Below are 21,323 nucleotides of genomic sequence, written 5' to 3'. Positions count from 1 at the left end.
TATTCACCTTTTCATGTACCTAGTTGAGCAAACTATTATTTAGCCGCTTCAGCGCCTTTTGCATTATCAATAATGAATCGAGCTGCTTTTTTGCGAGCTACAGAGCCTGCCAACATAGCTACACGACCTTCTTTTGCAATAATATCCCAAACTTCTTTAGGATCTGCCCCAAAGTTTTGAGCCATAATGAAGATTTCACGGTTCATATCATCTGGAGTTACTTCGATACCTTCAGCAGTTGCGATAGCGTCTAATACTAAATCAGCGCGTACGTTTTCAGCTGCGGAATCTTTGTATTCAGAACGTAAATCTTCGATAGTTTTGTTGGAGAATTTCAAGTAGTCATCAAGTTTCAAGCCACGGCCTTCCATGTTCATAGCCAATTCTTGAATCATTTGTTCTACACGATCTTCGATCATTACTTCTGGGATTTCAACAGTAGCATTTTTAACAGCTGTTTGAATCAAGTCAGCATTGTAAGTATCGATTGCGCGACGGGAAGCTTCTTCTTCCATTTTAGCGCGAAGATCTTTTTTCAATTCTTCAATAGTTTCGTAAGAGCTTGCTTCTTTTGCGAACTCGTCGTTCAATTCAGGCAACTCTTTACGTTTGATATCATGAATATGAGTTTTGAATTCTGCTTCTTTACCAGCAAGTTCTGCTACGAAGTAGTCTTCAGGGAATGTTACTTTTACAGTTACATCATCGCCAGCTTTAGCGCCGATCAATTGATCTTCGAAGCCAGGAATGAAGCTACCAGAACCGATTTGCAATGGGTAGGATTTACCTTCACCACCATCGAATGGTTTGCCATCAACGGAACCAGCGAAGTCGATTACTGCGAAGTCGTCTTTTTGAATTGTAGCGCCTTCTTCAGCAACAACCATTTTTGCTTGTTGTTCACGGATGTTGTTCAATTGTTCTTCGATTTGTTCATCAGTTACTGTAGCATCTTGTTTTTCAGCTTCTAAGCCTTTGTAGTCGCCAAGTTTAACTTCAGGGCGTTTAGTTACAGTAGCTTTGAAAATCAAGTCTTTACCTTCTTCGAATTGTTCGCGTTCGATTTCTGGTTCAGATACAGGAACGATATCGTTTTCACGAAGTGCAGCACTGTAGTTTTGGCTAGCCAATACTTCGAATGCTTCTTCCATGATAGCGTCTTTGCCGAAGTTCATTTCCAAAATACGGCGAGGCGCATGACCTTTACGGAAGCCAGGAATGTTTACTTGACTTGCAATGCGTTTTACAGCTTGCTTAATGCCTTTATCTACTTCTGCTGCAGGTACTTCAATAGTTAACGTTACTACGTGTTGATCAACAGGATTTACAGTTGCTTTCATTTAAAATATGTCCTCCTCGAAGGGCAATACGCCCAAATTTCTGTAGTATATTATGCACTCCTAATAATAACATAAATGCAAAGTCAATGCAATTCTTCTCAATTTACACTAAAAGACCACCCCGAAATGGGTGGTCTTTCTATGTTCTACATAATTATGCGAATTAGTTATCTTTAGCAATCAATTTGATAATGTCACGACGAGACAAGATACCAATCAAATGGTAATCCTTATCTACAACAGGAACATTTTTCAAATGTTGATCAAGCATAACAGATACAATTTCCTCTACATCTTTATCCGGTGTAGTTGTAATGACTTCGTCAGTCATCAACTCATGAACGTGAGATGCTAACAATTTTTTGAATTGCGCATTATATTCGCCGATACCATTGTAATAAATACTAGCGCCCAACACATTTACATAGTGAGGTACATGAGGGCGAACTTTTTTATAAAGCAAATCACCTTCAGAAATAATACCTAATAATTTATTGTTGTCATCCACTACGGAAACAGCTGTTAAATTATATTTTACCAATAAGTCAGCCACATCAGAAATCGGCGCATCCTTGCCAACAGTAACAGGGTATTTATTCATTACTTCTTGAATTTTCATAGTGAATTCCTCCTTACAAATACATCTTGCTTTATTATACTATTCGACATAGCATAATAAAACTCCTTTTTTATAAGAATATTATATAAATAATTTATAAGTCTATTACCAATGATATGGTTCGTTACGATTAATCTTAGAGGCTCTATAAATTTGCTCTACTAGCAATAAGCGTACCATTTGATGGGTAAAGGTCATTGGGCTAAAGGATAACTTATAATTTACTGACCTACGTAGTTCATCACTTACACCAAAAGCACCGCCAACGATGAAGGCCATATCGCTAACGCCATCTACTTCTAATTTTGCTACAGTCTTTGCTAAGTCTTCCGAGGACATCGTTTTACCGTACACATCGAGTAGCACTGTATAAGCATTCTTAGGAACATTTTTTAATAATCGTTCCCCCTCTTCTATAACGACTTGTTTACGATCTGCATCACTTGGTTTATCTCCAATTTTACTTTCATTTAGTTCAGTAATGGTAATGCCGCCATATGGTCGCATACGCTTCACGAATTCTGCTACCCCATCACGTAAATAAGCATCTTTTAGTTTGCCAATACAAATTACATAAAATCTCATACTCTACCTCTTTATTGATTGCATAGACACAATTTCATTAGGCTGACCATGTTGTAATTTCATTTCCGGCCCAATACGTACGCCACCATCTACGAGCATTTTCCCAATTGTTTGAGTAACAAGGACGGCATTATTATTATTTTCAGAGCGATGAGCTAAAATAACTTGCATAAAGTCAGGCCGCTTCATCATAAGCAAGGCTTGAGCTGCCATTTCATTACTTAAATGGCCTTCATCACTGGCCACCCGTTGTTTTAAAAATGGTTGATACGGTCCAAAACGCAACATATGAGGATCGTAATTAGCCTCTAGCACTAACAACGTACTATCATCGATTCTATGTAATATATCATCAGAAATGATACCCGTATCGGTCACGACTGTAGCCTTGTCTTTTCCAGAAAATACATTTATTCCGATTGGATCTGCTGCATCATGACTCACTGCAAAAGGTTCTACAATGAGATTCCCTAAGGTCAAACTCCCTTTAGTCAGTTCAATTAATTGATTCTTTGGTACGACGAGCTTGTCTTGTATTTCACGCCACGTCCCCTGTTTCGTGTACACAGGGATATCAAAACGTTTCAACAGTTGTTGCAGTCCTGCAATATGATCACTATGCTCATGACTGATAAATATGCCCTCTACCTGTGCCATATCGATATGCAATTCTTTTAATCCATTTACGATGCGCCGACAACTAATGCCTACATCGTGCAATATGACGGAGTTCCCTTTTTTTATTACTGTACAATTGCCCTTGCTACCACTAGCAAGGACATGGACCTCCAACGGTGAGGATTCACTCATCAAAACACTCCATATACTTAATCATAATTCTTTACATATTTTTGTGAAAGTCAGTGACTTAGTTATTCGATATAACTATTGTATTAAGTTATATAACCCTAAACTATCATGACTTACTTTCAGATAAGTCAGTCAAACGCTCTACAAAGTAAGCCATATTTGACTCTATGTCCGGACCTCTACGGAACATATCGCCCCCAACGAGGAACATTGTATCATTACCGTATAACTTAACTAGTTCATTAAGACGAGCATCTGTTACACCACCACCTGGTGCTGGACACGCAGCCTTCATCAAGGCCATCGGTTGTTTAATATAGTTGGATATCCGCTTACACTGTTCCTCAGTGAAAGTAAAACGACCGCCATAGGATACAAAAATCGGCATATCTGCACCAAAGATACGAGGCAACAAGCCTAATTGTAGATAATCAGCTATACCAGATGTGCCAGGACTTACAAATCCACCTGAATAAGCGGGATGATGAATAATGGGCAATCGTAATTTTTCATCACTAGCCAGTTTATGTAGCCAACCAAACCCAACTAGTCCTGATGCTACCATGATGGCCGTTGCGCCAGCTTCCTTAGCAAAATAAGCACGTTCTATTACGTCTGTACCATCGCCAGACACATTAGCTGCATATAAGGTATGTCTGCCGTGTTTATCATTCATTTCGCGCACTATAGCAGCACATCGCTTTACCCGATCTTTAAATTGAGAGAACGACTGGTTAGAGATACCATGGTCATCCTTAATAACATCTGCCCCACCACGTGTATAAGCTCCACACATACGAGCTAACTCTTCATTAGGTGTCCCCATAGGTTTTACAACGGCTTGAATCATAGGACGCGTTGGTGTTTCCACTAATTCGCGAAGCCCATGCAAACCAAAACGTGGTCCTTTAAACACATCGTAAAGAGTTGGGCATAATTCAACATCCACCACCCAAATATGAGGTTGTAAGGATGAATTTCCAAAAACAACATTTAAAAATTGCGTTGCTTCTAAGGCAGTAGTATCTACAAGATATGAAATACGAGCCACATAGTAACGAGATATATCGATAACAGCATTAGGCATGACACCAACATTAACATATGCAGAATCTTGTTCCATCGGTTCAAGAGATTCTAATCGACCAGTAATAGTTCCTTTAATATATGGATCTGTAACAAACTCATAAGGAAACTCTATGGTTTGTTCTACTTGAACAGCCCACGCAATAGCTTTTGCCTCTTCATATGAACTTGCTTCTATTCGATACGTAACTATAAATCGCTCGTCTTTCATAATGCGTCTCCTTTGCAATAATATTATTTAATTATATACCAAAGTAGTGCTTCATTCCATACAAAAAAGGCCTCACTCTAAAACTAGAGCGAGGCCTTTTTGAAAGAGTGATAACATGTATATAGATTTTTTACCTATACGAACAAGGTTTCTACCGTGAGAGACAATACATGTAATCATATGAGAATTAATTGACTTAACTATATCTTATTGATAGAAATGTTTAGGATAACCTTTGAATCGTGTGAAGTGACGATACTTACGTGCTGCACGGTTAGGTTCGTTAACAGTTTTGTAACCAAAGCCATTGAATACTACATTCAATAAAACGGCTACAATACTACCAGCTGTGATACCAGATTTCAAAAGAATTTGTGCCCAAGCTGGGAAGTGTGCATAGATTTGAGGTGCTGCCAACGGAATCATGGATACCCCAATACTAATTGCTACAAGCATTAAGTTATAGTTGCCATCGAAGCTAACTTTACCAAGGGAACGAATACCACTGGCAATAATCATACCAAACATAGCAATCCCTGCACCACCTAATACTGCATTAGGGATACTAGCTACAACAGCTGCTAATTTAGGGAAAAGACCTAATAAAATCAAAATTACACCGGATGCTGCTACAACGAAGCGGCTTTTTACGCGTGTTACAGCGATAAGGCCTACGTTTTGAGCGAATGCTGTGTAAGGGAAACTATTAAGCACACCACCGATAAGAGTGGATAAGCCATCGGCACGAAGCACTGCAGCTAACTCTTTTTGACCGATAGGTTTATCTACGATTTCACCAACAGCAATACTATCACCAGTTGTTTCTACCATAACTACAAGCATTACAATAATCATAGAGATGATAGAAGCAAAATCAAAGGTTGGAAGGCCAAAGTAGAACGGTGTTACAACGGAAACCCATTGAGAACGACCTACTTCAGAGAAGTCTGTAATACCACAAATCATAGCAAGAGCAGTACCGAGGATAAGACCTACCAAGATAGCCAGATTACCTAGGAACCCTTTACCAAATCGATATGTTAAAATAACGAGAATAAATGTAGCTACACCAAGAGCTATGTATAGTGGATCGCCGAAGTTTTTGTTACCTACGCCCCCACCCATCCAGTTAACTGCTACTGGCATCAAGTTGATACCGATAATAGTAATGATGGTACCTGTTACTACAGGTGGGAATAGACGGATTAAGCGACTAAAGAATGGTGCTACCAAGAATGTAAATATACCAGCCACGATAATAGCACCATAAATAGTATTAATATCATGCTGTTGGCCAATCAGAATCATCGGCCCTACAGAAGCAAATGTTACACCTTGAATAAGAGGAATACGACCACCAACAGGACCAAAACCTAATGTTTGTATCAATGTGGCTACACCACATGTGAACAGATCGGCTGTGATCAAACGAATTAAATCTTCAATTGGCAAATGCATGGCTTGCGCAATAATGATTGGTACCGCTACGGCACCAGCATACATGGCCAACACGTGCTGTAAACCATAAGCAAATAATTGCGGGATTGGCAGCATACCATCTACATGGTTGACACCAGATACACCTTTACTCATAAGAATCACCTCATATCTTACGTTTTAGTTACTAGTAAATAATATAGTCATACTATCGTACTTGATAGAGTTTAAAAATCTCATAGACTTCACGTGGGAACCTTGATGGTCAGGGGCTAATGCCCCTAACCACTAAGCAAATATTCTATTTTTTATAACCTGTATGTTGAATCGGCAAGGACCTACGTGGTTCTCCGTCGATACGACGATACGCATTTGCAATGGCTGGTGCAATTGGGATACTGGAGATTTCACCAATACCTTTAGCGCCGTATGCATATTGTTCAGGTGTCCCTTTTTCAATAAGACTTACTTGAATTGGTGGACATTGTGTAGCTCTAAGAAGACCTAATGTACCATATTTAGCTGTTACATAACCATCTTTATAAGGGAAGTCTTCTGTAACCGCATAGCCCATACCCATGATGGCGCCACCTTCAGCTTGACCAGAGCAAGATTGAGGATTAACTACACGACCTACATCGTATGCTACATGTAATTCAGCAACTTTATTATCTTCCCCAATTCTAGCTACACATGCACCATAACCATAAGCAACATGATTTTTCGGATGTGGTTTATCAGAGTTGAATGGATCTGTTTCACCAAGGAATTCTTCGTAAATTTCCACACCATTCAATTCTTCTAATGTCTTAGTTTGTAACATTTCTTTCAAGCGAAGACTTGCTTGACGTGTTGCTTCACCAGTGAACACTGTTTGACGAGATGCAGTAGTTGTACCAGAGTCTGGAGTACGTACTGTATCAGGGCGCTCTACAAATACTTTATCAGCTGTTAAACCAGTTGTTTCACAAAGTACTTGAGTAGCCATTGTAGCCATCCCTTGACCGATACAAGCTGCGCCAGTACGGATACGAACTTTACCATCTCGTACTTCTAAGATAACGCGACCAGTATCAGGTAAACCTACGCCGATACCACTGTTTTTCAAACATACTGCAAGACCTGTGCGGTCAGATGCATAGTATGCATCTTTTACTGCTTCCAAGCATTCTGCTAAAGCAGTTTCTTCTGAGCAAATTTGGCCATTTGGCAAGGAGTCACCAGGGCGAACTACGTTTTTATAGCGGAATTCCCATGGATCCATGCCTACCAATGCAGCTAATTCATCAATGTTTTGTTCTTGACCAAAGATAGTTTGTGTTACGCCGAACCCGCGGAATGCACCACCAGGAACAGTATTTGTGTAAACACAAACGCCATCAAAGGCAAAGTTATCAAATTTGTAAGGACCACAAGAGTGTGTACCAGCACGTTGAAGTACTGGGCCACCTAAGGATGCATAGGCCCCACAGTTAGATACGATGTTTACCTTACTTGCCACCAAGTTGCCTTCTGCGTCACAAGCAGTAGTAATATCCATTTCCATCGCATGGCGTTTAGGGTGAATATTAAGACTTTCTTGACGAGAGAATAGAACCTTAGTTGGTTTACCTGTGAGCCAAGCTACAAGAGAAGCATGATGCTGTACACTCATGTCCTCTTTACCACCAAAGCCGCCACCTACGAGCATGCTGTGAACTTTTACAGCTTCTTCAGGAATGCCAAGCATACGAGACACTTCGTGGCGATCATCGTAAACGTTTTGGCTACCGGAATGTAAATGGATTACATCGCCTTCACGATATGCTACAGCACATTCAGGTTCCATGAATGCATGGTCTGTTTGAGGTGTGGAATAGTGATTTGTTACTACAAATGCAGCCTCTGCAATAGCCTTATCTACATCGCCGCGAGATAATGTTTGACGAGACAATACATTTCCGTTTGGATGTAACTGAGGTGCATCTGGTTTCAATGCTTCTAATGGGTCTACTACAGGCTCTAACTCAGTATAATCAACTTCAACGAGAGCAAGAACTTCATCTAAGTATTTTTTCTCAGTTGTTGCTACTAGTGCAATAGCATCACCAACATAACGAGTGATATCGCCTTCTGCAATGAGCACATCCCAGTCTGGTACCAAGTGACCAGTCTTATTGAATGGAACATCTTTAGCAGTTAAAGCCGTTACACATTTAGGATGTGCAAGTGCTTTAGAAACATCAACGCGATCAACTCTAGCGCGAGGATATTTAGAGCGCAATGCTTTAGCATAAATCATGCCATCCATATGTATATCATCAGCGTATTGTCCAGTACCTAGTGCTTTTTCCTCTGCATCTACACGGTGTAAACGAGCACCTACATTACCAGTTGTATCCTTTTCAGGAACTGGTAAGTTCTCACGGAACATTTTTGCTGCCAGCATAATGCCTTCTTCAATTTTTACATATCCTGTACAACGACAAATGTTGCCTAAAATAGCTTTTTTAACATCATCAGGTGTAGGGTCATTATTTTCATCAATCAAAACTTTTGCACTAATAATCATACCTGGGATACAGAAACCACACTGCACCGCTCCGCATTCACCAAAAGCATAGGTGTATACTGCTTTTTCCCGTTCAGACAGTCCCTCAATTGTTACAACCGATTTACCATCTAATTGGGATAATTTAGTTACACAAGCCTTTGCTTTTTTTCCGTCTATAATTACTGTACACGTACCACAAGCACCAGCACTACAGCCTTCTTTAGTGCCCGTCAATTTCAAATCAGCTCTCAAGAAATCAATTAAACGTTGATCCTCTTGAACCTCATGTTGGGTGCCATTCACTTGAAAGCGGTACATATATAGCCCTCCTCTCATTAAGGAATACATTCACCAAGATATGATTCTATTAAGGATCCATCTTGTACCACATGGTGACCTCTAAGGATAACATCTCGAACTTTACCTGTTACAGATATGCCCTCATAAGGTATATAGTCTGCCTTTGTATGGGCGGACTCTTTCGAAAGCACATGCTCAATGCGCTTATCAACAATTGTAATATCCCCATCGCTACCAACGGCTAACGTGCCCTTCTTCGGATACATACCGTAAAGCTTTGCAGGATTTTCACTAACTAATTTCATAAAATCTACAACGCTCATATTGCATTGATTTACCAACACATCATAAGCTATGATTCCTCGTTCCTCAGCACCTGGAATACCACCAGGTATACGAGTAAAATCATGTCGACTTTTTAGCTTTTGATCATCAAAAGTAAAACTACAATGATCAGACCCAATCGTTTGGAATATGCCATTTACTAAGGCATCCTTTATTGCCATTTGATCCTGAATTGTTCTCAACGGTGGGCTCATCACATATTTAACACCTTCAAAATCAGGCAAATTATATCGTGATTCATCGAGCACTAAATATTGTGGACATGTTTCACAAGTCACTTTATGCCCTAGGTTCCGTTCTCGAATAACCTCTTCAAGGCCCTCTTTAGAACTTACATGAACAATATGTACAGGATAGTCTAATGCAGCACCAATTGTACTAAAGCGCTTAATCGCTTCCGATTCAATCATGGCAGGTCTTGTGAGTGGATGATTGCTTACATCTAATTCACCACGTTTACGTTTATCAGCTACGAGCGCATCAATAAGATCACCATTTTCACAGTGCGCTCCAACGAGAGCGCCCGTAGGTTTGATTGCCTCTATAGCATCATAAATCTTTCGATCTGTTAAACGGAAGCCATACGCTAAATACACTTTAAAGGATGATACACCGGCATCTACAACCTTTGGTATCTCACAAGCTACATTTTCATTCATTTCTACTAGTTCCATATGGAATTTGTAGTCACAGGAGCAATGCCCTGCGGCACGCTCCTTATGAACTTCTAAGCCTTTACAAAGGGATCCTTCCTCAGGAGAAGCAAAATTAATGATTGATGTTGTTCCACCAAGAATAGCGGCTTTTGTACCACTATCAAAATCATCCGCAGTAGACGCTAAGGCATTTGTCATCTGAAAGTGTGTGTGTGGATCTATGAATCCAGGGAACACATAGCAACCTTTTGCATCAATTACTTTAGCTCCTTCTGGAACAGGAACGTGTTCATCGATGGCGACAATTTTGTCGCCATCAATTAATAAATCTCCGGTAAGGATTCGATCAGTTAAGACCAAGTCCCCTTGTTGTATGATAATCATGATACATAGTACACATGCTCTTTACAGAAGGCATGTACAACTCCTTTCAATTCTTCAGGTAATGCATCAATGTCACATACGGCTTCTTCACCTTTGAAGCGGTAACCACAGCTAGTGCCTGTGATGTAGAAACCATCATTTGTACTATCTGCTAAAGCTTCAGCATTGTGGAAGAATGTAATGCGATCCTTGTATGGTTGACAAGGTTCTACGCAATGACATGCACAGTTACCACACTCATTACAGCTTTGATCTACATGGACAATCAATTTAGCATCATTTACAGTAACGACTTCATTACATCTGTTAGGACATACGCGAACGCAAGCACCACATACTACGCGGCAGTGGTAGTCAGAGCTACGTGTACTAGGGAAGGATGGCATTGCTTCACGTTTTTTCTTCATTGCATCGCTCTTCTTGAAGATTTTATTTTCACTAATATCTTTAGCAAGTTTAGCGATTAGATCTTTATGCACTTTCAAAGCAGCGTTGTAATCAGTAGATTCAACTTCATCTGCTAAGCCTTTGAACGTATTGTAACCTTCGCCTTGTAGAAGAATTGTACATACTGTTACAGGCCAGATACCACAATCAAAGATAGCTTTGATATTTTGTTTTACAGCACCACCACTGTAAGACATTGGTAAACGTTCGCCGAATTGAGCACTTAGAAGCTCAGCTACGCCAATTGTTACAGGTAACAAGGATTTACCAGACATGTACATTTGCTCGCCTGGCAATTCATTGTTATGAATTTGTACAGGGAATGTATTTGTCAATTTAACGCCAAAGATCTTGTTATGTTTTTCACCAAGAGCGATAAGACGTTCTAACATTGGAACAGCTTTATCGAATTGAAGATCAACTTCGAATTGATGATCTTCAAAGTCAATATATTCAAAGCCAGCATTATCTAATAACTCTCTAATGCGTTTTGGACCTAATAATGTAGGGTTGCATTTCAAGTATAGATGAAGACCTTTTTCACTGATTAGGTAAGAACAAATGGATTCGATTTCTTCAGCCGGGCAACCATGCATTGTGGACAATGTAATTGCTTGGCAAAGTTCATCGCTAATGGAGTTAATGAAATCAGCATCGATATGTTCAAATTCATCTACATGGTCAAGACACCATTGTTTGCATTCATCCCACATAGGAGATTGAGATGCGCTACGCATTGTGTTGATGAATTTATCAACCATTGGGCTCTTAATACCAGCTAAATTGTAACCAACACTCATGATAAACAAGAAACCATCTGGATCGCCTAAGCCTAATTCTTTAGAGATCAATTTCAATGCAAACCATGCTTTGATGTATTCATCAGCAGCTTCATCACAGCTATATTCAGAAGACCATTCTACGTTGTATGTTTCGTCTACAGAGTAGATACAAGGTCTAGGAATACCTAATTCTTCACCGTACATAATTTGTACAGTTTTCAATTCGATGCAACGAGCACCAGCTACATAAGAAGCCACAATATTTTGTGCCAACTGTGTATTAGGGCCAGCTGCAGGACCTACAGGGTTTTCAATGGATTTACCAAAAATAGATAAGCGTTGATCATGATTCGTACGATGAATTTTATTTACATTGTAAATACGATTGTACATCTTGTACTCAGTCATAATGTGGTTCATCAAATTTCCGAAACTTACCGGATACATAATGTCACTCATAATGTCACACTCCTTTAAAGCGCTTGTGTTATGGGTTTAGTCGTTTCCATAAACCTTTAGATGTTGCTAAAACTTCGTTCATTACTTCAACTTTGTCGATGCCTTGTAATTTACGATCAATCATACGTGGTACACCATCACTAATAGTTGTTACCACATACATACCATTAGCACCGAATAATAAGTGACCATTGATGTTATTTTCATCAAGTGGCGTTGGTGCTGCGTAATCAAGAACGATTACGTCAGCTGCGGCACCTTTTTTAAGGATGCCAACTGTAGTATCGAAGAATTCATTCGCCATTTTACGGTTGTTTTCGAATAGCATATGAGGAACTTCACCCCAACCTACATATGGTTTATGTTGCTCATGTTTTACAAGGCAATTTGCCACTTTGTAAGATTCGAGCATGTCATTTGTATAACCATCTGTACCTAGACCAACTGTGATACCTGCACCTAATAGTTTTAAGATATCTGTTGTGCCTACTGCATTACCCATGTTACTTTCTGGATTATGTACAACCTTGGCTTGAGATTCTTTCAATAATTCTACATCTTGGTCTGTTACGTGTACGCAGTGACCTGCAATACTCTTAGGACCTAAAATGCCAGTCTCTACAAGGCGTCTAACAGGTGTCATGCCATATTTTTCTTTACTATCTGCCACATCTTCAGGACCTTCTGCAACATGAACATGATAACCTAATTTATCTTCATTGTGAGCTTTCACATAGTCTAATGTATCAGAGCTTAGTGTGAAAGATGCATGCAAGCCCATCATAGCAGCAAGTCTAGATGGATCTTGTTTTGCTTCTTTACCAAAGCGTACGTTTTCTGCAACAGCAGCTTTCATTTGATCTACGCCGTTGCGGTCAGATACTTCATAGCATAAACAAGAACGAACGCCGAACTGTTTAGCTACCTCAGCAATAACAGATAAGCTGTTATGAACTTCACCATAAGAAGCGTGGTGGTCAAAAATAGTAGTTACACCATTTTCGATACAGCCTAAATACGTAAGTAATGCGCTTGCTTTTACATCAGGAGCTGTCAATTTATTATCTAAGTAGAACCAAAGTCTTTCCAAGATTTCACCGAAGTTAGTCGGTGCTGGACCTGGTAACGATAAGCCGCGTGCAAGAGCAGAGTAAATATGATGATGTGCATTGATAAAGCCTGGCATAATCAAACCGCCATGAGCATCAATAATTTCTGCATCTTTATATTGTTTACATAATTCATCATATGTACCAATATCTATAATCTGAGTTCCGTCAATAACAACAGCACCATCATAAATGATAGGTCTATCAGTATCGCGCGTAATTACAGTACCTTTTCCTAATATAATCATAGGGCACCTCCCCAACGAAACGTTGGATGCATACTTATAAATCTATATATTATTATAATACGATACGCGTACCTGTTTTTCCTGCTATACCATCCTTAGATTTTTCTAATAATGTGATAATGGAAACACGGCCTTTTTTAGATTCCGCAAAAGCAATAGCTGCTTCTACCTTAGGTTTCATAGAGCCTTCTGCAAATTCGCCTGCTGCTGCATATTTTTTCGCATCTGCCACGGTTATTTCATCTAGCCATTTTTCATTTTCTTTACCAAAATTAATGGCAACCTTTTCAACAGCGGTTAATATAACAAGTACATCTGCATCAATTTCTTGTGCTAATAGGCTACTAGTCCAGTCTTTATCAATAACTGCTGCTGCACCATGAAGTTCATTACCTTCTCTAGTTACAGGGATACCGCCACCACCACAAGCAACGATTAGTTGTTTACCTACTAAGCCTTTAATAGCTTCAATTTCGATAATTTCCTGAGGTGCTGGGGATGCTACTACACGACGATAACCACGACCTGAGTCTTCTTTTACAACGTAATCGTAATTTTTTTCTGCATATTCAGCTTCTTCTTTAGTCATAAAGTGACCGATTGGTTTTGTTGGATTTTGGAATCCAGGGTCATTTTGGTCAACTAATACTTGAGTAACCATTGTCATGGTTGGCAAATGTTCAATACCACGATTCAACAACTCTTCGTGAAGGGCATTTTGTAAGTCATACCCGATATATGCTTGGCTCATGGCCACACATACGGACAATGGTGTATTAGGTTGTCCTTCTACTTCTCGTGTCAATGCAGCCATCGCATTGTTGATCATACCAATTTGAGGACCATTGCCATGAGTTACTACCACATCACAATCAGCTTCTACTAAATCAATAATCGTTTTAGCTGTACTTTTTACTGCAATTTTTTGTTCCGGAAGGGAATTACCTAATGCATTCCCACCTAACGCTACTACAACTCTTTTTTTCATGTTATGCCTCATAACAAACTATTAAGAATAAAAAGGGGCCATCAACACGGATGGCCCCTAAAGTTTACTTTACGGTTGAACTCGGTCAGTTCCCTTCCGTTCTAATTCTTTTAAGGTTTCTACAGGATTCTTAAATTTGCTTAAGAAGATCATAGCTGCAATAACATATGGTTTGTAGCTTGCTTCTTTATAAAGAGGTACGCGATAGCGATCGAATACTGTTGCGTCTACTTCGCCTTCTTCACAACTTACACCTGTAATATCTGCTGGTAAGCAATGTAAGTAAAGAGCTTTACCGTCTTTAGTGAGACTCATCATCTCTTCAGTACATGCCCAATCTTTATGTTTACCATTTTCTTCAAGAAGAACTTTTTCTAATGCTTTAATGCCTTCATGATCGTTTTCGCCATACAATTTCGTACGTTTTTCCATCGCACCAAATGGAGCCCAGCTCTTAGGATATACGATATCTGCATCTTTGAAAGCATCCTTCATATCGTTAGTTCTACGGAAGGAACCGCCGCTTTCTTCAGCTTGTTTCTTAGCAATTTCTTCAACTTCTGGCATTACTTCATAGCCTTCAGGATGTGCTAATACAACTTCCATACCTAAACGAGTGAATAAACCAATAGCACCTTGAGGTACGGATAAAGGTTTACCATAAGATGGAGAGTAAGCCCAAGTCATAGCAATTTTTTTGCCTTTAAGATTTTCTACACCACCGAATTCTTTGATGATATGAGCCGCATCAGCCATGATTTGTGTTGGATGGTCGATATCACATTGTAAGTTTACAAGTGTAGGACGTTGTTCTAATACGCCATCTTCATGACCTTCTTTAACTGCATCAGATACTTGATGCATGTAAGCATTACCTTTACCGATGTACATATCATCACGGATACCGATAACGTCAGCCATGAAGGAGATCATATTCGCTGTTTCACGAACTGTTTCACCGTGAGCAATTTGGGATTTACCTTCATCCAAATCTTGAACTTCAAGACCTAACAAGTTACAAGCGGAGGCGAATGAGAAACGAGTTCTTGTAGAATTATCGCGGAATAAAGAAATACCAAGGCCACTGTCGAATACTTTAGTGGAAATATTGCGTTCTCTAAGAGCTCGTAATGCATCTGCTACTGCCCAAACACCTTTTAATTCATCTTCAGATTTTTCCCATGTAAGGAAGAAATCTTCGCCGTACATTTTGCTAACGTCTAAGTCTTTTAAAGTTTCAATACTTTTATTGAAGTCTGTCATCTGTAAGTCCTCTCTTTCAATTCCCTAAAGGGCTACTTAGGATCTAACTTTATACGGTACCTCATCAAATGGTGAGGTACCATATTAAATTTGTAGTTATGAACTATGTTCTAGTGATTTCCGTTTTAAAGAGATCTAATCCAATTTATATGATATTAGTCTTTACAGTATACGGATGGCAATAATGCATATACAGCCGCACATGTTACAAGGTCTTGTTTCCATGTAATTTCGTTAGGAGCATGTGCTTGTGCTTCTGCGCCAGGACCGAAGCCGATGCAAGGGATTCCATTACGGCCCATGATGGAAACACCATTTGTGGAGAATGTCCATTTATCAGTCAATGGACGAGCTTTACGCATTTCAACTGTATCTTCAGCGCCGATACGTTCGTTACCATACAAGCTAGTGTATGCTTCTTCTAAAGCTTCTGTTACTTTGTGATCTTTAGGAATTACCCAAGTTGGGAAGTAACATTCGATTGGATATGTCAAACCAGTCCAGGATGGACGAGCATATTCATACATGGATACTTTCGCACCATATTCTTTAACATGTGGTAAAGCTTCGATTTCTGCCAAGCAGGATTGCCATGTTTCGCCAGCTGTCATACGACGGTCCAAGGAAACGGCGCAAGAGTCAGCTACTGCACAACGGCTTGGAGAAGTGTAGAAGATTTGGGAAGTAGTTACAGTACCGCGACCTAAGAAGCGAGCTTCTTCGTAGTGGTCTGGGTTGAATTTAGGGTCAAGCATTTTTACAAGGCCTTTAATTGCTGTGCTTTCATCAGCAGAGTTAGCATTCAAGTCACGGATATCTTGAAGAATGTCTGCCATTTTGTAAATTGCGTTGTCACCGCGTTCAGGAGCGGAGCCATGGCAAGATACGCCTTGTACATCTACGCGGATTTCCATACGGCCACGTTGGCCACGGTAGATACCGCCGTCAGTTGGCTCAGTGGATACTACGAATTCAGGACGAATATTACGTTCTTTAATCATGTATTCCCAACAAAGACCATCGCAGTCTTCTTCTTGTACTGTACCTACAACAAGTACGCGATATTTATCACTTAAAAGACCTAAGTCTTTCATGATTTTAGCGCCGTATACAGCGGATACGATACCACCTAATTGGTCGGATACACCACGACCACCGATTTTAGTTTCATCTTCGAATCCTTCATAAGGATCGAAGTTCCAGTTATCGCGGTTGCCAATACCTACTGTATCGATATGAGCGTCGAAGGCAATAAGTGTTTTACCAGTACCCATGTAACCAAGAATGTTACCCATTGGATCTACTTCAACTTCGTCGAAGCCAAGATCTTTCATTTCTTTTTCAATACGTTGAACGTGTTCTTTTTCTTCTGCACTTTCACCAGGGAATGCTACGATTTCACGTAAGAACTTGGTCATCGCTGGTCCATAAGTTGCTGCTGCTTGTTTAATTGCTTGTAAATCCATAATTAATGCCTCCTAACGATCTTCACCATACCACATAATGTTTTTATATCTTTCAGGGTCTGTATCACCTTCAGTGGAGAAGCAGAGCACCTTTGAAGACGCATCTAATTCTAATTCCTTGCGTAAGTCTTCATATTCTGGCATTGTCATAATTGCCGTTACAAGACCTAGTGGAACCGCACCAGATTCACCTGTAGTGATTGGTGTATCACCTTTAATCGGTGCACCACCAACGCGCATACCAAGTCTTGCTACCCAATCAGGAGCAGATACGAATACATCCGCATGGTTTCTCAAAATATCCCAAGAAACTGTATTTGGTTCACCACATGCAAGTCCAGCCATGATTGTTTCTAAATCACCCTCAACGATACGAGGATTACCATCATCAGCTACAGCCCCTTTATATAAGCAAGCTGCTGCTTCAGCTTCTACAACCACTAATTTAGGTTTCTTAGTTGCATTGCTGTATAAATTAGTGAAATAACCTACTACAGCACCTGCTAGGGAACCTACACCAGCTTGTACAAATACATGAGTTGGTACCTTACAGTTTTCAGATTCTAACTGATTTGCCGTTTCCATAGCCATTGTGCCATAGCCTTGCATGATCCAGTTTGGAATTTCTTCATAACCTTCCCATGCTGTATCTTGAACTACAACACCATTTGGAACTTCTTTAGATTTTTTAGTTGCTAGCCGTACACATTCATCGTAGTTGAATTCTTCGATCGTTACGGTAGCACCTTCATTTTCAATTTGTTTTCTACGATATTCTGTAGAGCCTTTAGGCATGAACACTACTGCTTTTTGACCTAATTTATTAGCAGCCCAGGCTACGCCACGTCCGTGGTTACCATCAGTAGCTGTAAAGAATGTAGCTTGTCCGAATTCTTCTTTTAATTGTGGAGAAGTTAATACATCATATGGTACATCTTCAACATTTTTACCAGTTTGTTGAGCTACATATTTTGCCATTGCATAAGAGCCGCCTAATACCTTAAACGCATTTAAGCCAAAGCGGTAAGATTCATCTTTTACAAAGAGAGAATTAACACCGATATAATCTGCTAATTTTTCTAGCGATACTAGTGGAGTTACACTATACTGTGGAAAACTTTCATGAAATGCTTTAGCTTTCTTAATTTCTCTAACATCCATAACGGACAAAAACTTGTCACTAGATGGTGCCATCGTATTACGTTTCCACTGAATTCGGTCCATATTTGCCTCCTAGGATTCTTCCTTTACAGTATTTAAATCACTATAAAGAGTAAACTTAGAAATATTGAAATACTCCGCAATCTTTTCTGAAGATTTAGAGATAAGAAAAGCCCCTTTTTCATTTAAGTAGCTAATAGCTTTTAGTCGCTCTACTTTATTCATGAGTGGTCCAGGTTTGCCAACTAATCGTTCTGCTTCTAGTAGTAAATCATCTAATAGTTCCGATACACTTGTAGTAATTTTTTCAACAGTGCCATTCTCTGCTTGGCCTATCCCTATAAGACTTTCAAGTGATCGATGCATCATAACAAACTCTGTGATATCCTGATTAATTCCTAATAGGTATGCAATATTGCCATTATCATCACGGATATACATGGTAGAAGATTTTAATATTCGTCCATCCTTAGTTTTTGTTAGATACCCAAATCTACCTTCACTACCATCATCATAGTTGAGTACATCTAAAACCACATGTGATGGACCATCACCAACATGACGATTTGTTATCGTACCATTTTCTATATATACAAGTGATGTATCGAGATCTCCTTGTAAGTCATGTATTAGTACTTCACAAGATGGTCCGAATTGTATGGCCAATCCATGGGCTATTACTTTTAGCCGTTCCAATGTACTCATTGAGATAACCTCCCTCTCATCGGTATCGGTTAACTTTATGGTCTAAATAACTTCAGTCCGCTTACATAGTTAGCATTATGAGAATAATTCTAACTATTTTTGTATCAACCTAATTTTTTGTTAGGTTCCTTACTTAAATTATAGGTCTATGTATACAAAAATGCAACGCTATTATGCATTAAAGTTATTTATAAACATACAGATACATACATCCATTGTTACAAACACATACACCCCCTGTGATTTCCATCACACAAACTGTCTGTTATAAAAATTTTTAATGACCTTTGTACTATCACATCTATATAATTAAATCTATTCAAATTCTATAAAAATCAATGTATATCTATATTTTTATATGTATTAATTCTATCTGCTATGTCATTATGCATATATATATTTTATAAATATTCCTACTATTTATAACTATCAAAGAGTTACGTCTATATACATAGTAAGTGTAAATAATCTCCTTATTGCATACAAAAAAGGCTGTAATAACGACATATCGTTATTACAGCCTTTATATACTGTTATCTGTTAGGATTTATGTTAATGGCTAAGAGTAAATTATGCGTTTGCTAATGTTTTACCCAATTCTTCACATTGTGCTTTACCATCATCATCAGGTTCACCCAAGATTGCCACGCCATCAGCTACTAATTCGCCACCAGCGTCTTTAATGCGAGTGCCCCAGTCTTCTAACCAAGTGCCACCCCAACCATAGGAGCCAAAGATTGCTACTTTTTTACCACCCAATTTAGCTTCTAATTCTGTGTAGAATGGTTCAAATTCGCCTTCTTCTAATTGTTCTGCACCCATATCAGCACAGCCAAGAGCTAGTTTTTCGTAAGCTGCTGCGTCATCTACGGATACTTCAGAAACAGATTTCACTTCAACTTCTTGACCTGCAGCTTTGATACCTTCAGCTACTGCTTGAGCCATTTGTTCTGTATTGCCTGTACCGGACCAATAAATTACACCAATCATCTTGTACCTCCTAGGCCGTTCTTGCGACCAATGAACTAAATGTTTTTCCCAACATCAATTGAGTTTGACAAAATTCACGACATGCTTTGTAACATAAGAAAGAGCGTTTTGCATCTACCACATCATGGTAAACTTTCCACTCTCCACACATACGATATCCACTACCACGACGAGAAATAAAATATTTCACATCATTTAACGGATAACCTAGAAATACGCCGATTTCATGTGGAAAATCAATACTCGCCTCCATACGATATCTAAGATGCTCAAGCATCTCCATAATGCTCATGCGATCATGATAACCGTAGGCTTTCAAAAATGTCATTACTGCAGGTTGCCGTACATAGTCTCGTAATTGTTTCTCACGGAATACCAATAATAGTCTACGCGCTTTACAGCGACATAATTCAAAGAAGAACAATCCTTTTTCATTGAACTCTTTATTATATTCTGTCAATACAAATTGGATTTGTTCATTCATGTCCCGTGGAATAGAAACCAAGTTCGAAAGCTTAATACCTCGAATTGCCGGTGCACAATGATATCCAATGATATGGTCAATTGAATTCATCATAAAAGTACCTGCCTGTTGCACATCGTTAGAACTTTCTCTAATGAGAATAATTCCTATATGCCAATAGTACTCTTGATGAGAAAAATTGTCAAGAATAATTGATATATATTTTCAATAATTATTTATTTTTTTACTGTTAGCAAAGTCTTAACTTTAGGGAATATTGCAGCATCATTAGCTTCATCTATAGCTATAAAGCGTGCATTCGGACCAGTATATTTATCATCAAAAAGGCTAATATGCAAAACTTCATTATAAGAATTATTATTAGCTACGCTTTTATATTTTAATATTCCTTCATATACATTACCTTGTTTAGCTAATGGCGTTACAACTGTGAAAGTACCAAGGATTGGACTATCCCCCTTATTAATAGCAGAGGCAAGTGCACCTAGTGAAGATGGATCTGCATTGACATGCTTAGTTTCACTCATGCGACCAGATAATTTCTTTCCTAATACTACATCACCATATACAGCATAGTTCATTTCATTTTCGTTTTTAATATTCAATGTAGATACATTAGCAGAGGTAGCGCCCGCTTCTATAAACACAGATTTAATATCTTTTTTTGCCTCGCCTGCAAAAAGTGCTTTAGGATTATTTTGATACATTGTAACACCTTCAGGTAATTTAACACCTTGATATGTTACAGTTTGACTTTTATTCAAAACGGACTTAATGTTTGCTGCAGAACCTATTGCTGGAACAGATACTAATACAGCAGCTGCAGTAGCAAGTAATACTAATTTTTTCATATGTCTCCTCTAACGAAATGTTAATGTCACAAACTCTCAACATTTATAGTAACAACACAGTAGT

General features: G+C 39.0%; 18 protein-coding genes. All 18 read right to left on the bottom strand.

Features of this window, described 5'->3' with window-relative positions; all coding sequences use genetic code 11:
* Positions 1 to 35: 35 nt before the first annotated feature.
* The 18 genes from tig to KH109_RS04575 all read right to left on the bottom strand — a co-directional run bounded on the left by tig (position 36) and on the right by KH109_RS04575 (position 21,259).
* Positions 36 to 1,340 carry a trigger factor gene (gene tig, locus KH109_RS04660; protein ID WP_105085923.1) on the bottom strand — a complete coding sequence of 435 codons (1,305 nt, stop codon included), beginning with the start codon at positions 1,338 to 1,340 and terminating at the stop codon, positions 36 to 38.
* 163 nt (positions 1,341 to 1,503) lie between these two features.
* Positions 1,504 to 1,959 carry a CBS domain-containing protein gene (locus KH109_RS04655; RefSeq protein ID WP_024065467.1) on the bottom strand — a complete coding sequence of 152 codons (456 nt, stop codon included), beginning with the start codon at positions 1,957 to 1,959 and terminating at the stop codon, positions 1,504 to 1,506.
* 105 nt (positions 1,960 to 2,064) lie between these two features.
* Positions 2,065 to 2,544: a 23S rRNA (pseudouridine(1915)-N(3))-methyltransferase RlmH gene (gene rlmH / locus KH109_RS04650; RefSeq protein WP_129823198.1), complete on the bottom strand. Its 480-nt coding sequence runs from the start codon at positions 2,542 to 2,544 to the stop codon at positions 2,065 to 2,067.
* Between the two features lie 3 nt (positions 2,545 to 2,547).
* Positions 2,548 to 3,354, bottom strand: coding sequence for an MBL fold metallo-hydrolase (locus tag KH109_RS04645; RefSeq protein ID WP_287539241.1), 807 nt, complete (start codon positions 3,352 to 3,354; stop codon positions 2,548 to 2,550).
* A 106-nt stretch (positions 3,355 to 3,460) separates the two neighbouring features.
* On the bottom strand, positions 3,461 to 4,651 hold the full coding sequence (locus KH109_RS04640; protein ID WP_295216300.1) for a RuBisCO large subunit C-terminal-like domain-containing protein: 1,191 nt from the start codon (positions 4,649 to 4,651) through the stop codon (positions 3,461 to 3,463).
* A gap of 207 nt (positions 4,652 to 4,858) precedes the next feature.
* Positions 4,859 to 6,244, bottom strand: a complete 1,386-nt coding sequence (locus KH109_RS04635) for a nucleobase:cation symporter-2 family protein (protein WP_105094091.1) — start codon at positions 6,242 to 6,244, stop codon at positions 4,859 to 4,861.
* 145 nt (positions 6,245 to 6,389) lie between these two features.
* A complete protein-coding gene (gene xdh / locus KH109_RS04630) occupies positions 6,390 to 8,939 on the bottom strand; it encodes a selenium-dependent xanthine dehydrogenase (RefSeq protein ID WP_295216296.1) in 2,550 nt (849 codons plus the stop codon).
* A 17-nt stretch (positions 8,940 to 8,956) separates the two neighbouring features.
* Positions 8,957 to 10,306: a dihydropyrimidinase gene (gene hydA, locus KH109_RS04625; protein WP_295216293.1), complete on the bottom strand. Its 1,350-nt coding sequence runs from the start codon at positions 10,304 to 10,306 to the stop codon at positions 8,957 to 8,959.
* Positions 10,303 to 11,994, bottom strand: a complete 1,692-nt coding sequence (locus KH109_RS04620; protein ID WP_213466902.1) for a selenate reductase — start codon at positions 11,992 to 11,994, stop codon at positions 10,303 to 10,305. The genes hydA and KH109_RS04620 overlap by 4 nt, the downstream gene beginning before the upstream one ends.
* A gap of 28 nt (positions 11,995 to 12,022) precedes the next feature.
* Complete coding sequence (ssnA, locus tag KH109_RS04615; protein WP_295216289.1) at positions 12,023 to 13,351, bottom strand: putative aminohydrolase SsnA; 1,329 nt, start codon at positions 13,349 to 13,351, stop codon at positions 12,023 to 12,025.
* Between the two features lie 52 nt (positions 13,352 to 13,403).
* Entirely contained in the window at positions 13,404 to 14,339 is a 936-nt protein-coding gene (arcC, locus tag KH109_RS04610; RefSeq protein WP_105085932.1) for a carbamate kinase, read from the bottom strand.
* 69 nt (positions 14,340 to 14,408) lie between these two features.
* Positions 14,409 to 15,602 carry a knotted carbamoyltransferase YgeW gene (gene ygeW / locus KH109_RS04605; RefSeq protein WP_024065750.1) on the bottom strand — a complete coding sequence of 398 codons (1,194 nt, stop codon included), beginning with the start codon at positions 15,600 to 15,602 and terminating at the stop codon, positions 14,409 to 14,411.
* Between the two features lie 155 nt (positions 15,603 to 15,757).
* Positions 15,758 to 17,068, bottom strand: coding sequence for a YgeY family selenium metabolism-linked hydrolase (locus tag KH109_RS04600; RefSeq protein WP_060924011.1), 1,311 nt, complete (start codon positions 17,066 to 17,068; stop codon positions 15,758 to 15,760).
* A gap of 12 nt (positions 17,069 to 17,080) precedes the next feature.
* Positions 17,081 to 18,292 carry a diaminopropionate ammonia-lyase gene (gene dpaL, locus KH109_RS04595; protein WP_024065752.1) on the bottom strand — a complete coding sequence of 404 codons (1,212 nt, stop codon included), beginning with the start codon at positions 18,290 to 18,292 and terminating at the stop codon, positions 17,081 to 17,083.
* A gap of 9 nt (positions 18,293 to 18,301) precedes the next feature.
* Positions 18,302 to 18,934 carry a helix-turn-helix transcriptional regulator gene (locus KH109_RS04590; RefSeq protein WP_295216283.1) on the bottom strand — a complete coding sequence of 211 codons (633 nt, stop codon included), beginning with the start codon at positions 18,932 to 18,934 and terminating at the stop codon, positions 18,302 to 18,304.
* 570 nt (positions 18,935 to 19,504) lie between these two features.
* On the bottom strand, positions 19,505 to 19,924 hold the full coding sequence (locus KH109_RS04585) for a flavodoxin (protein ID WP_105089459.1): 420 nt from the start codon (positions 19,922 to 19,924) through the stop codon (positions 19,505 to 19,507).
* Positions 19,925 to 19,934: 10 nt separating this feature from the next.
* Positions 19,935 to 20,522, bottom strand: a complete 588-nt coding sequence (locus tag KH109_RS04580; RefSeq protein ID WP_363158584.1) for a DUF3793 family protein — start codon at positions 20,520 to 20,522, stop codon at positions 19,935 to 19,937.
* A gap of 101 nt (positions 20,523 to 20,623) precedes the next feature.
* Positions 20,624 to 21,259 carry a hypothetical protein gene (locus KH109_RS04575; protein ID WP_295216280.1) on the bottom strand — a complete coding sequence of 212 codons (636 nt, stop codon included), beginning with the start codon at positions 21,257 to 21,259 and terminating at the stop codon, positions 20,624 to 20,626.
* Between the last annotated feature and the right edge of the window lie 64 nt (positions 21,260 to 21,323).

The sequence above is a fragment of the Veillonella sp. genome (assembly GCF_018381775.1).
In the GTDB taxonomy this organism is placed as follows: Bacteria; Bacillota; Negativicutes; order Veillonellales; family Veillonellaceae; genus Veillonella.
Note: the sequence above shows the minus strand (reverse complement) of the source record. Positions and strands in the feature narration are given on the sequence as shown.